Origin of the sequence: Spiribacter sp. 1M189 (assembly GCF_040838345.1) — a bacterium.
Lineage (GTDB): Bacteria > Pseudomonadota > Gammaproteobacteria > Nitrococcales > Nitrococcaceae > Spiribacter > Spiribacter insolitus.
In genome coordinates this window covers 605,195-617,305 of record NZ_JBAKFF010000001.1, presented here as the reverse complement: position 1 = coordinate 617,305, position 12,111 = coordinate 605,195, and the positions used below count along the sequence as shown (strand labels likewise).

Genomic DNA, 12,111 nt, shown 5'->3' with positions numbered 1-12,111 from the left:
ATACGCGTCGACGAGAATAAAATAAATCGTAGGATCAACCGTCCTTCGCAAAAAAAGGATGCCTGTTTCTACGATCATGATCTACTCAAATAAATCCTGGTTCTGCAGAATCCATCTTTCCAATCGCTGGGAAACCTCCAATGAATGCTTATTCAACAGTCTCTCTAAATCGTCAGTAGTAACTTTCGACTCGGTCTTATACAAGCTATTATAGACAGACGCCAAGATAAAGATGATTGCTTCTACAGACTGCCGAGTCGTATCTGCTGCCGGTAATTGTGACAATACTGTATCGTAAAAGGGGTGCGACTTACTGATACGCACAAAGGTGCCGTGATACGTGTCCATACCGGGTCGATATAAATATGACCCAGTTACGGTTTCAGAATAACGAACTTTTGCGAACTCGGACTCCTCCGTCTCTGCGCGCTCCCCCGAATTTACTTCCGCAATATTATCCTCGCTTTCATCTACCACAACCTCCTCTTCCTGCTCCGCTTTGCTGCTATCAACGAGATCCCGCTCTCTTATCTCTTGCTCACCGGGCGGGACATCACTCTCGCTATCACTCGCATCTTCATCGAAGTCTTCAAGCCTTTCGCTTACAGCGTGACCCTCAGCATCGTCTCCGGAATCCAACAAACGCCTACAGATCTTGAACGCCTCTCTCGCCTGACCGAGCGGTACGCGAAACAGGCGCTTCAAGTTTTCTTCAAATTCTTCCGGATATTCGACATTCTGTTTAGAAACGTCAATACGGAAAGAGTCATCATGCTCATCTTGCAAACTGATTTTAACACGAAAACCTATGTCGTCTTTCGTGATTCCAGCAAGCAAGTCTCCGCACCGAATTGCGCGCCCATTACGGAAAACAAAAACTCCTGACGTGTCCCTTTTGATTTTATATGAATTAATCTTCTTTTTTTCCTCCACGGAAAATCCTGGATAATTTCCCATTTTATTCTGCGGAAAAATTGCCGCACGCACTTTTATGCGGGGGCTTTTTTCTGGATCGAGTGGGTCATCGAGATCTTCATCGATAGCTAGAACCGGGTATCTTGGGTCGTACACATCGGGATCAAAACTATTCCTTGCTTCTTCGCTGCAAAGGATATCAAATCCATTAACGGTCCAGGCATCATCGCCGCACTTTATTTTTATTTCGACCCCACCCTCGCAGCCGAGCTTTTCGTAGTAGACAATTCCAGCTCGCTCATCGAGTTCGTTAATGATTTTTTTCGGTGAGTCCTGTGGCTTCGCGGGCTTTTCTATTACAACCACAGTCCCGGACTGATAATCCGTAAGGAGATCAGCAAAGCGAGGTTCAGGGCTTTCTTCCACTAGACCGTATGAACCTTCAGAACGCACCACCTCTCTATCTATATACTTGGCATTTGTCAGTTTACCATCCTGTTTACTCACTACATATATACGGTCACCAAGGGACAGCCCTGCAGACTTAAGACCTAACCCAAACTTGGACAAGGAATGTGGTGGATACTTCACGTTAGACCCGATGTCCAGCGCCGTCTGGACTTCAGCATTTGTCATGCCTTTTCCATTATCGACGAGTATAAATCGTTTAATTGCGGATCGATTATGAAATTTTTTTCCCTCTTCGAGATCCAGGATAACATCAATTTTATTTGCGAATGCTGCAATTGAATTATCAATTATATCCATTAAGGCAATTGGCGGACGATAACCAATTTTTGAAACCGCTTCTAATATCCGGTCTGGGTTTATGTTAAGCTCGGTAAATCCAGTCACTTCAATTTTCCTTTATATCATGGGCCAAGTTGCTGATGGAGTAGCGAAGCCAAACTGCGTCGGCATACTCGACCCGAGGGATTCGTCGACATTCGCCAAGGTAGTCGTGAAACGCTAGCAAATATTCAATAAGGTAAACATCCTATCTTTAAAAATCTGGCTATTCTGTCGAGGCGGACTCTTGGTGAAGGGTTTTTATGTTTATGTGGTTGAGTCATGAACTCGACTTTACTGCGAGTGACACTTGACCCCATCTGAACAGAACGAATTAAATTCTCAAGAATAACTCTATATTTTAAGGTCCTATCTAGGCGGAAATAGGCTTCGGCTAGTACGTTGGGGTCTTGATAATATCCCTTCGACAGTGCGGATACCCGAACCGATAACCGTTAGCGTGGAAAGCATCGCCGGTTCTACTGCAATAAGTAACGCATAGATTCAAACCCAAACAAACTCTTCACGATTTACGCTCCTATCTCCACTCCACCGATACGCCGTCAACTTCCCTTCTGGCGCCGGCTCAGTGACGGTGTAATCCAGACAGGCCACTCGGTCGCTCATGGGCTCGGGTGTCCCGCGCAGCCAGTAGTGCCCGACGAAGACCGGCTTTTCGTCGGTGTAGCCAGGTAACACGTCACCCGGAACAGGCTCCTCCGAGAGTGTCTCGCGCGTCGCGTCATCCAGCATTGCGACGGAGCGGTAGGTGCCCGCGCCCTCACCCCACCAGCGGGTTCGGATGTGCTGGCGCTCGTGGCCGTCCTTATCCAGAAAGCGCTCACCCGGCGGCAACGGGATCTCAAGGCCTTTCAGCAGGGTTTCGGTGGCGTTATAGGCATCCGTGCCCTTGCGGGCGGCATCGGGCCAGGCATCCGCATGCAGGCACTGTTGGCGATCCAGGTGGGATTTCAGCGTCTCGAGCGACGAATCGTGCCAGCAGGCATGAACCACACGCAGGCCCTCGAGATCGAGGTAGAGCGGCAGCGTCTTGAACCAGGCGATCATCTCGTCGTGCAGGGCGCTGTCTTCGCCCACCTGGTCGAGGAAGGCCGCATGCTGATTGCGGTTCTTTTCGCTGTGCGGTCGAAGGCGCTCACCGGGTTGCTCCGGGTGCGGCGTCTTAAAGGCGACGGCGTTGAACTCGTGATTGCCCATGACGGCAAGCGCGGCGCCGCGGTCGATCATGGATCGCACGAGGCGATAGGTCGCGATCTGCTCCGGCCCGCGATCGATGAAGTCACCAACAAAGATGGCCTGGCGATCCGGATGCCGCCAGCTGTCCGCATCCCGCTCGTAGCCCATCCTCTCGAGCAGCTGCTCCAGCCGGCTGGCATGCCCATGAATGTCGCCGATGATGTCGTACATGCCCTACTCCCTGGCCGTCCGTCCGAATTTACGGTACTAGCGGTTGACCTCATCCGCTACCCCAGCATGCACCGGGTCGCTTGCAACGCCGCTTCATCCCTTCAGCTCGGCGGCTTCCATGATCGAGGTCTTGTCATCCGAGATGAAATAACTGCGCAGCTCGCTGGCGGCTTTCAGCCAGTCGGCCGCCAGTCCGTCATCCACCCAGGCCTGGAGTCGTTGGCGTGTTTCGGCGTCCAGGTCATAGACCGTGATGCTCCAGTAGGTGACCGGGCGGATGGTCTGCCGCGTCCGAATCCAGCCCGCCGTGACGAGATACCGAATGACGGCCGCGCGTGCACGGCCTTCGCAGCCAAAACGCTCGGCCTCGCCGTACTCGGCATAGACCGCTCGCAACCACGCCTCGGTGACGCCAAAGCGGGCCGGGTCCGCAATGACGGCCGCAATGTGCGAAGTGCGTACGTCGAGGCGCTCGCCATCCGGCGCGATCCAGTGGGCCGGGGTCAGCATCAATCGGTCACCGTTCCGTCGGGGTGGTGGAACTCCATCGGCACACCCACCTTGTCCGCATGCGCCAGCGCCGAACGCGTACCGCGGGACTTGCCATCCCAGAGGGCGATGACGAGATCCGCCGACTCGACGATCTGTTTATTGCGAATGGGGCCGGCTCCCCGGCCGTAGCGATTCCAGTCGGCGCGGATGACGTCGATGGTCAGCCCGCGCTCCTGGGCCAGGCGCTCGGCGAGCGCATCAGCGCCCTGGGCGCCGCCGGAGACGAGGACGGCGGGCAGATGGGGCTCAAGCACGGACTCCAGCCGTGCATAGTCATCAAAATCCCGGGAGCCGATCACGGCAATACGTTTGAGCCTGGGATCCGCCATCAGTCGAGCACCCAACCTGCTTCGATGACCGCGTCCGGCGTATCGAAGGACTCCACAGTGTCTGTCTCGCGGCGGGTGATCACGAACCGGCCCATGAGCAGCTCGTCAATCTGCATCAGTCCGTAGCCGCCATCGGCGTTTTTAAAGTTGATGTATTCCCAGGCGAAGCCAGGCATATCCAGTCCATGGCTCTCGAGCGCCTGGCGCGTTTGATTTGTCAGGGTGTCAGACCACTGGATGGGCGATGTCATAGCCGGACCTCATTGCAAGCGGAACGCGTAACGTAACGCGCAACTCCGACAGGACCTGTCGCACCCGTGGGATACGATTCTATCGCGATGGGCGATGACCGCTCATCCTCCCCCCTGGCGGAAAAGGAGGCAAAACCATGCCCGGTATGCCATCCATCGAGCGTCATGAATTCAAGGTCGACGGCTTTGAATACGTCCTTGTCCTGCGTGAGGCAGGCGAGATCACCCTCGCCCTTACCGGCGGACATATCCCCGGCCGTGGCCACCTATTCGATCTCTACCGCGAATACGATCCCTTTGAGAAATGGGAAGACTATGTGCCGGGTATCGAGCTATTCGACGATATTGATACCGGCATCAATGCCTTCCGGCTGATGCGCGCTGTGCGCGGGCGCATTAACGGCTGGATCAACCGCGCCCGGCCGAGCTACTTCGTCATCTCACCCAACACGACGCGTAAAGCCGCCATCTACGCCCGTGTAAGCGCCCTGCTCGCCCGGCGCATCCGTGGCTATCACTGCCAGCTCATCGACCGGCGCTTTTATTTCTTCCGACTCGCCACGGGTGTGCCCCAGCAGGCCAACGGCACCAAAAACGCAAGGGAGGCCGCCGATGCCTGAGCGAACGCCCCTCGAGCAACTGGTGCGTGATCGCATGGCCGCGCTGCGACGAGCCCGCGGCGATATCGGCCAGCGCTTGAGCCCGAGTAACCCGAGCAAGGCGCTGCGGCGGCTCGATGCGTTCGCGGCGGCCGGTGCATTGCCGGAAGACAACCTCTGCGAGCGCCTCGCCGGCGCACTGGGCCTACCCGTGACGGACATCGCGGATGCTGCACGCGCCACCCGCAAGGCCATCGAGGCGCAGGCCGAAGCGGACTACCGCGCCCGCTTCGAACCCCATGCCGTCTGGACCACTGCACGCAGCCAGCCGAGCTCCACGGCCATGGCGGGGTTCATCAATGCCCCGGCACGGCTGCGTCTGCCCTTCCCCTCGGGCCTGCCCACCGAGGGTTATGTCGCCTACTGCCAGGATCAGGCCCCGAACGGCATCCCCCTCTATGGCCCGGTCACCGGATTCATCATCAACTACACCCCGGACCACGCACGCCGGTATGACCTGGACGGGCAGCCACTCGAGACGCTGCAAAGCGCCGTCCGGGTCGGCAGTGCCTTGACCCGGGTCTAGTCCGATCCGCATGAGCTCTTGCGCCCTGGCGGGCTGCGGGCTCAAGGTTGAAGACACTGCCATGGTCGGCGTTAAAGGGAGCTCAAGGATGTCGTTGGGGAAGGCGCGGGTCATGCCAACCAACATCGCCGAACTCAGGCTCGGCGGTGCCTCCGAGGCCGAACTGGCGACACTCCAGCGCCTGGCTGACGAGCTCTCTGCCGATTACACCGTCTTCTACAGCCGCCACGTCGCCGATCTCACCCCTCGTCGGCAGGCATTCGGCGAAATCGACTTCGTCATCGTCAATCAATCCGGCGATGTCGTGCTGATTGAGCAAAAGAACGGGTCATTGCAGGAGGCGGAAGACGACCTGGGCATTCGCTACGCCGGCCAGGCGGCGGTTGGCTGAAGGCGATGCAGCGGGCCCGCAAATAGCGAGGCCGCCAGCAGTGGTATTGTCCCTTGATCGGGACAGGGTGGCCTTCCCTGGCCGAATCCGGCTTCACAAACCGGGGCGCTCCCTGCCAGCACCACCCTAGTGGCATGTGGCGTCATATGGTGTCGCAGACGGTCCTGGCCCAGCGCCGCGGGACACCTCGCATGGTCCCCTCGAAAATAGGGGCATTCGGCGGCACCGGGCGGCTATAGCGATAGACCGGCACTCAGACCCCGCATCGTCCGCTGCACCGAGCGCCCGCGAGTCATCAGTCTGACGACTCGCTCACAGACTCCAGCGTTCCGTTACCGACGTTGTAGACAAACCCACTGATAGCCTCACGATTGGGCAGGTACGGGACGGCTTTTAACCGCCGAATCGACTGGCGGACGTCCGCATGGGGGTCATCGAATGCATCGAGCGCGAACGCCGGCCGATGGCCCGTCTCCTCTTCGATATCGGCTTTCACCGCGTCATCCTTGAACGTCAGCATGCCGCAGTCGGTGTGGTGGATCAGGACGATTTCCGTGGTCCCGAGCAGACGCTGCGAAATGAGGAGTGACCGGACAACATCATCGGTGACCACGCCGCCCGCATTACGGATGACATGCGCCTCGCCGAGGCCGAGACCTAACAGGCGATAGACATCGAGGCGGGCATCCATGCAGGCGACGACTGCGACCTGGCGCCCGGGGGGCATGGGCAGGTCGCCCTGCGTGAACTGGCTGGCGTACTGCTGGTTCGCTTCAATAAACTCGTCGGCTCGACTCATGGCGATCTGTTCCTGAAATAATTGAATTACCGAGCGTATCAGCCAGCGTTTCAGGCCAGTAATACCGAGTATTCATCCGCTTATTCCAGGCGCGTCTAAGGAGATAGATCATGCAGAACCTTCGAATCGACCTGGTTTCTGACATCGCCTGCCCGTGGTGTGCGATTGGCTACCGACGCCTTGAACAGGCGCTGGAAATACTCAACGGCGATATCGAAGTCGAGCTCGCATGGCAGCCGTTCGAGCTCAATCCGGACATGCCACCCGAAGGTGAGCCGATACTCGATCATCTATGCCGGAAATACGGCCAGGACGCCGACAGTGTTGAGCGCACTCAGGACGAAATGATCAAGCTCGCCAGCGACCTTGGCCTGAATTTCGATGGTGCGAGGGCGCGTCGTGCGCACAATACGTTCGACGCCCACCGCGTGCTCGCCTGGGCCGCGGAACAAGGCCGCGAAACCGCATTGCAGCAGGCGCTCTTCGATGCTTACTTCGGTGAAGCGAAGCGCCCATCAGATCCGGTGGTCCTGCGCGAGGCGGCGCAGCAGGTTGGCCTGGACGGTGAAGCTGCCGAGGCCGTCGCCCGCTCCGATCGCTACGCCGAGACCGTCCGGGCGGCCGAGCAACGATTCATGCAGGCAGGCGTCAGTGCCGTGCCGGGTTTTGTCATCGACGGACGCTATCTGATTTCGGGCGCTCAGCCGCCCGACCGCCTCGCCGATGCGATCCGACAGATCGCCGACACCTAACGATGCAGGCCACATTCCCAAAAATGGCCCTGGGCGCGCATGCGCAGGATCGCGAACGATTATCGGCTTCATGACGCCCACGCGATCACTCAACAACCGCCACCGGTCGGGCACTGTCGATGGTCCCGCTCGTACTGGATGGTGGTGTGCTGGATGTTGAAGTCCTCGGCCAGTAGGGCCGAAGCCACGTTGAGGAGCCTGTCGTCGCCCTCGGGATCGGGTTTGACGAGATGGACGGTGAGCGCGTTCTCGGTCGTGCTCAGCGCCCAGATATGTAAATGATGGGCGGAGCTCACACCGGGTAGCGCCTCGAGCCGGGCCCGTACCGCGGCCGGATCAATGCCCCGGGGCACGGCGTCGATGGCAAGCGCTAACGAATCCTTGAGCAGCTGCCAGGTGCCGATGAAGATCACCGCCGCAATGACGAGGCTCACTACGGGGTCGATCCAGGCGAGCCCGGTCAGCACCAGCACCGTGCCGGAGACCACAACACCAACCGACACCGCCGTGTCGGCGGCCATATGCAGGAATGCCCCGCGGATATTGATATCCCCCCGCTGACCCTTGAGGAACAGCAGCATGGTGATGGCGTTGATCACCACCCCGATTGCCGCCACCCCGATAACGGTGAGCCCGGCGACATCGGCCGGATCCGTCAGCCGTCGCACGGCCTCCCAGGTGATCCCGCCGACCGCTGCGATGAGGATCAGCGCATTGAATAGCGCCGCCAGAATCGTGGTCTTTTTCAGGCCATAGGTCTTAGCGTTGGTGGCGGCCCTGCTCGCCATCCAGCTGGCCGCCCAGGCCATGGTGAGCCCCATGACGTCGCTGAGGTTATGACCGGCATCGGCGATGAGCGCGAGCGATCCGGCCATCACGCCGTAAACCGCCTCAATCACCACGAACAGCGTATTGAGCCCCACTGCGATGGCGAAGGAGCGGTTATGGGCGGCGAAATGCGCGCTATGGTCGTGGCTATGATCGTGTGACATCAGATGTTGACGTTAACGTAGTCACCCGGAGCGCGTCGCCACCGCCTCCCTACGTCATATCGTGTCGCAGACCACGTCAGCCTCGCCCAAGATCAGCCTTCTTCCTCTTCTTCCTCTTCTTCCTCGAACCATACCTCATCCGCCCAGCGCTCCGCGTCGCCGTTGATCAGCCCCACGCCGGTCAGCTCCTCCCAGCGTTCCTGCAGACATGAGGCCTGAGCCCGCCACCAGTCAACGATGATCGCCCTGATGCCCGCCTCGACATCACCGGCGGCCGGAAACCAGCCGATGGCCTGGTCGTGGTACGCGTAGACATCGGTTGATGGCTGCGAGGCGGTGACCACGAGCACGTCGAAGCCGGGCAGATAGCCCATGTGATAGTCCTCGGGCCAGTCGAGGCCCGGGCCGGTGCTCGCCCAGTTGATGCTGAAAAGGTAGGTCGGCAGCAGTGGCACACCGGTCGAGCGCGCGGACTGGGATTCGCGGGAGCTCACCAGTTCGCCATCGTCCCTGCGCGCGAACCACTGTGGCAGGCGATCCTCGATCGCATTGAGGGCGAGCCGGGCAACACAGTTCTCGATCAGCAGTATGTCCGAACCCCCGGCGCCGATCACCGGCCGGATGAACCCCTCCGGGCTCTGACCGGCCCGATCATCAAGCCGGACCTCGAGTTGCCGCGATTTAAGCGCATCCGGCCGCGGCATGCGCAGGTAATCGCAGAGAAAACAGATCTCCACCGGATCATAGTAATGGTGGATGCTCGCATAGTCCGGTGCATTGCCCAGGCTCATCGCTCCCCCTCTCTGGTGAAGGTGATGCCGCCGGCCTCGATCCGGAACGGATGATGACCACCCCGAGCATCTTCCGCCCAGCCGCGGCGGTCATGCTCATCAAGGCACTGCTGCTGGAAATCCAGAAGATCCTCGACGTGACGACACTCGAGGATCAACCCGTTGCTGCCGCCTCCATCGAAGGTGTTGAACAGTCGGGCCTCAATGCCGTTGTCGCGCACCCAGGCGATGACGGTATCGATATCAGGCCCCGGTGGCATGGGATGGAAACGGATGTTGTAGTTGGCATAGACGGCCCGGTCGGGCCCATCGAAAGGCAGGTTGTCGGATGACATGCGAAGCGCCTCCGCTTTAGCCGCATTTGCCGGTATGGCGGGGGCGGCAAGCTGGATCAAATCCCCCCGGCCCGTGAGTGGGCCAGCTTTTAGTTTATGAGATTACTATCCCGGAGGCTATAGGCGGCAGCGAGGAAAATCCCCGCTAAAGAGATTCTCCGCATTGTTGCTGTCCAGGTGGATTCAGTTCTTACGACGCTTCCATGTCCCGCCATACTGGTACGTATCGGCATGGGCTGATTTGATCTCGGCAAGACATGAGCCACACACAAAAACCCAATCGGTGCCTGTCCCATACCGACACCGGTAGAGGACATCGCCTGGGGTGCTGCACTCAGCGCAGGATTTCGTTCGTCTCCGCATCATGATCTTCGGTATGCGCCTGGGCATCTAAGTCTTGATCTTGCAATCCAGCGCTGCCTGGGCGGAAGGAGCCTTTTAAAGGTGCCCCACCGCCCTCGCCTCTGCCTCGCGGATCACGGTCGGATTCTTGGCGGCGCTGGTGCACAGATACTGCGGGTCGACCTTGATCCCCACCCGCGGCAAATCCAGGCGATCGGCGTCCCAGCAGGTCGCGATCGTGGCATCAGCATGCGTGCGCTCGACGGTATGGCCGCGACAGGCAATCACTAACAGATCGAGTTCCGCCTCACTGGCCGGCAGCAGACCCTCGCCATGGTAGGCAAGCGCCAGCTCGGCGCCCTTTGGCCCGTGTTCGATATCCCAGCCATCGGTCTCGCGGCAGCTGTCATGGAAGAAGGCAAACAGCTCGATGACCCGCCGGTTGGCACCGGTGATCTCGGCAAGCAGTAGCCCGTTGTAGCGTACCCGCTGCCAGTGATCGGGCCCATGCGGGCTGTGGGCGGGCAACACAAAACAGCCGCTGGTGTACTCAAGAACGGCCTGGCGCTCTGCGGCGGAAAGCGCCTCGGCAATGGTCGGTTGATTCAAGTCGGGTCTCCTCTCCGTCAGGACCTGAAACTGATGAGCCTGCCTAGCAGTGGCGCCGCCTGCACCGTAGTTGTCTGCGGACGGGTCAGGATGTCATCGCCCTCATGCCGGACCGTGGCAATGCCCGTGAAATCGGCGAAACGCTCCAGCACGCGTAGAGTGTAGAGGCTACGCAAGAGCTCCTCCGGCGAGCGGCACAGGAGGTCGTCTTCGAGTTCGTGGTCGATCGCCGGGAACGCCCGGTGAAAGGCATCGGCGTAAAACGTGGCGGGTTGCTGCCGGTGCCCCTCGAGATGAAGCAGATAGGCGGTGAATCCCCAGGCCTGCTGCACGAAAGGCACTTCCGGATACCCGTCCTGGTATGCCCAGTTGAACTCGGTGACGTAGGTCCGGAAGAGCTGGGGGTAGAGTTCCCGCTGCCCCATGGCGGACAGCATGGCGCGCGCTGGACGGGCATGGATCATTCCGGCCGGTCTTGTCTACGGTCATCATGGCCTCCGCAGCTGGTCATTCATAGTGGCTCTCCTGCATCGCATCCATGCACCGGGGTATCCATTCCCTCATGAATGGATTCCCGCATACCGGGTATGGAAAGCAGGAACAGTGTCTCCTGAATTGCAGACCAGTCTTCTTCGGAAACCAGGACGGCGCTGTTTCGCTTGCCCGTAATAATAACGGGCTGATGGGACTCGGCGGTCTCCTCAATCAATTGAGAAAGCCTGCTGCGCGCCTCAGTTGCTGTAATCCCCGCCATGACGCATTCCTCACGTATGGACGCCCAATTGTGCGCTATTCCACGAGTACGGCAAATGGGCCGTTAGGCAATTTCCAATCCTGCCTTGCGTCCCGGCCCGCACCCCACGAGGATAAGCGCTATCAGCGTCACGGAAAGGCACCGGTCTCATGCATCGCATCAACTACCGTCATCGCTTCTGGCTCGCCGTCGCCGCCTTCCTCGGCCTCGGAAGCGCCGTGCATGCCCAGCCCGCCACGCAGTGCGTCGATGACGTCACAACGCTGACGGCACAGGGCGAGGCACGGACCGAACGCCCGGCCACCCATGTCGATATTCATGCCCGCTTTGTGGAGCGCGCCCAGACAAGCGCCGCGGCCAGCAATGCCCTCGAGGCACGCTTTGGACCACTGCTCGACCGCCTGCGCGCACGCACGGAAAAGCCCATGCGCCTGGTGGCCGCCAACGCCTCAATCACCCCGCAGTGGCGCTATGACGATGGGGACAGGACCCTTGCCGGCTTTGTGGCAACGCGGATGCTTCGTCTCACCGATGTGCCGGTGGACGAGGCGGGCGCATGGATGCAGACGCTGACCGATGCCGAACCGGATTCGCTGTCGCTCGAGAACTACACGGCGCGACCCGAGGGCGGCGCGGATGCTCATCCGGCCCTCGCCGCGGCGATCAGGAACGCCCGGACCCGGGCGGAGACCATGGCCGACGCACTCGGCCAGTCCATTGGCGAGGCGCTCTGCATCCACGAAGTGAGTGCACCCTCGCCCCGTCCGATGCGCTCGGCGACGCTCGCCGCCACCGGGCCAGATGATGCGACACGCGAACCCTCAATCGAGCCCGATACCGTGACCGACCATGCCCGGGTGACGGTGGTCTTTTTCCTCGAGCCGCCCTCAGCGTGAA

The 12,111-nt window shown here is 59.7% G+C and carries 17 protein-coding genes; 5 read left to right on the top strand and 12 right to left on the bottom strand.

The features are described 5' to 3' along the window. Positions 1-81: 81 nt before the first annotated feature. The 5 genes from V6X30_RS03100 to V6X30_RS03080 form a co-directional block, all read right to left on the bottom strand. Complete coding sequence (locus tag V6X30_RS03100; protein WP_367983176.1) at positions 82-1,770, bottom strand: ATP-binding protein; 1,689 nt, start codon at positions 1,768-1,770, stop codon at positions 82-84. Between the two features lie 438 nt (positions 1,771-2,208). Beyond that, positions 2,209-3,132 (bottom strand): metallophosphoesterase, encoded by a 924-nt coding sequence (locus V6X30_RS03095; RefSeq protein ID WP_367983175.1) that lies wholly within the window; start codon positions 3,130-3,132, stop codon positions 2,209-2,211. A 93-nt stretch (positions 3,133-3,225) separates the two neighbouring features. After that, entirely contained in the window at positions 3,226-3,642 is a 417-nt protein-coding gene (locus V6X30_RS03090; protein WP_367983173.1) for a hypothetical protein, read from the bottom strand. Then, the gene (locus V6X30_RS03085) at positions 3,642-4,013 is read right to left on the bottom strand and encodes a DUF2493 domain-containing protein (RefSeq protein ID WP_367983171.1); all 372 of its coding nucleotides are present in this window, start codon (positions 4,011-4,013) and stop codon (positions 3,642-3,644) included. Before V6X30_RS03085 ends, V6X30_RS03090 begins: the two co-directional genes overlap by 1 nt. Then, positions 4,013-4,264: a hypothetical protein gene (locus V6X30_RS03080; RefSeq protein ID WP_367966502.1), complete on the bottom strand. Its 252-nt coding sequence runs from the start codon at positions 4,262-4,264 to the stop codon at positions 4,013-4,015. The genes V6X30_RS03085 and V6X30_RS03080 overlap by 1 nt, the downstream gene beginning before the upstream one ends. Before the next feature lie 137 nt (positions 4,265-4,401). Here V6X30_RS03080 and V6X30_RS03075 point away from each other — a divergent pair, with 137 nt between their 5' ends. The 3 genes from V6X30_RS03075 (at position 4,402) to V6X30_RS03065 (ending at position 5,840) form a co-directional block, all read left to right on the top strand. Further along, positions 4,402-4,884 (top strand): hypothetical protein, encoded by a 483-nt coding sequence (locus V6X30_RS03075; protein ID WP_367983170.1) that lies wholly within the window; start codon positions 4,402-4,404, stop codon positions 4,882-4,884. Next, positions 4,877-5,449 carry a hypothetical protein gene (locus V6X30_RS03070; RefSeq protein ID WP_367983169.1) on the top strand — a complete coding sequence of 191 codons (573 nt, stop codon included), beginning with the start codon at positions 4,877-4,879 and terminating at the stop codon, positions 5,447-5,449. Before V6X30_RS03075 ends, V6X30_RS03070 begins: the two co-directional genes overlap by 8 nt. Before the next feature lie 112 nt (positions 5,450-5,561). Beyond that, positions 5,562-5,840: a nuclease-related domain-containing protein gene (locus tag V6X30_RS03065; RefSeq protein ID WP_367983168.1), complete on the top strand. Its 279-nt coding sequence runs from the start codon at positions 5,562-5,564 to the stop codon at positions 5,838-5,840. Between the two features lie 295 nt (positions 5,841-6,135). Here the strand turns inward: V6X30_RS03065 and V6X30_RS03060 are convergent, their stop codons facing one another. After that, entirely contained in the window at positions 6,136-6,639 is a 504-nt protein-coding gene (locus V6X30_RS03060) for a beta-class carbonic anhydrase (protein ID WP_367983167.1), read from the bottom strand. 110 nt (positions 6,640-6,749) lie between these two features. Between V6X30_RS03060 and V6X30_RS03055 the strand changes: the two genes are divergently transcribed. Next, entirely contained in the window at positions 6,750-7,391 is a 642-nt protein-coding gene (locus V6X30_RS03055; RefSeq protein WP_367983166.1) for a DsbA family oxidoreductase, read from the top strand. 89 nt (positions 7,392-7,480) lie between these two features. Here V6X30_RS03055 and V6X30_RS03050 read toward each other — a convergent pair whose 3' ends face one another. The 6 genes from V6X30_RS03050 to V6X30_RS03025 all read right to left on the bottom strand — a co-directional run bounded on the left by V6X30_RS03050 (position 7,481) and on the right by V6X30_RS03025 (position 11,214). After that, entirely contained in the window at positions 7,481-8,383 is a 903-nt protein-coding gene (locus V6X30_RS03050) for a cation diffusion facilitator family transporter (protein WP_367983165.1), read from the bottom strand. 92 nt (positions 8,384-8,475) lie between these two features. Beyond that, positions 8,476-9,174, bottom strand: a complete 699-nt coding sequence (locus tag V6X30_RS03045) for a hypothetical protein (RefSeq protein WP_367983164.1) — start codon at positions 9,172-9,174, stop codon at positions 8,476-8,478. Continuing rightward, positions 9,171-9,509: a hypothetical protein gene (locus V6X30_RS03040; protein WP_367983163.1), complete on the bottom strand. Its 339-nt coding sequence runs from the start codon at positions 9,507-9,509 to the stop codon at positions 9,171-9,173. The genes V6X30_RS03045 and V6X30_RS03040 overlap by 4 nt, the downstream gene beginning before the upstream one ends. Positions 9,510-9,947: 438 nt before the next feature. Beyond that, positions 9,948-10,460 (bottom strand): HD domain-containing protein, encoded by a 513-nt coding sequence (locus V6X30_RS03035; RefSeq protein ID WP_367983162.1) that lies wholly within the window; start codon positions 10,458-10,460, stop codon positions 9,948-9,950. A gap of 17 nt (positions 10,461-10,477) precedes the next feature. Next, on the bottom strand, positions 10,478-10,924 hold the full coding sequence (locus tag V6X30_RS03030; RefSeq protein ID WP_367983161.1) for a hypothetical protein: 447 nt from the start codon (positions 10,922-10,924) through the stop codon (positions 10,478-10,480). A 47-nt stretch (positions 10,925-10,971) separates the two neighbouring features. Then, positions 10,972-11,214 (bottom strand): type II toxin-antitoxin system Phd/YefM family antitoxin, encoded by a 243-nt coding sequence (locus tag V6X30_RS03025; RefSeq protein WP_367983160.1) that lies wholly within the window; start codon positions 11,212-11,214, stop codon positions 10,972-10,974. A gap of 149 nt (positions 11,215-11,363) precedes the next feature. Between V6X30_RS03025 and V6X30_RS03020 the strand changes: the two genes are divergently transcribed. Beyond that, entirely contained in the window at positions 11,364-12,110 is a 747-nt protein-coding gene (locus V6X30_RS03020; protein ID WP_367983159.1) for an SIMPL domain-containing protein, read from the top strand. Position 12,111 lies beyond the last annotated feature (1 nt).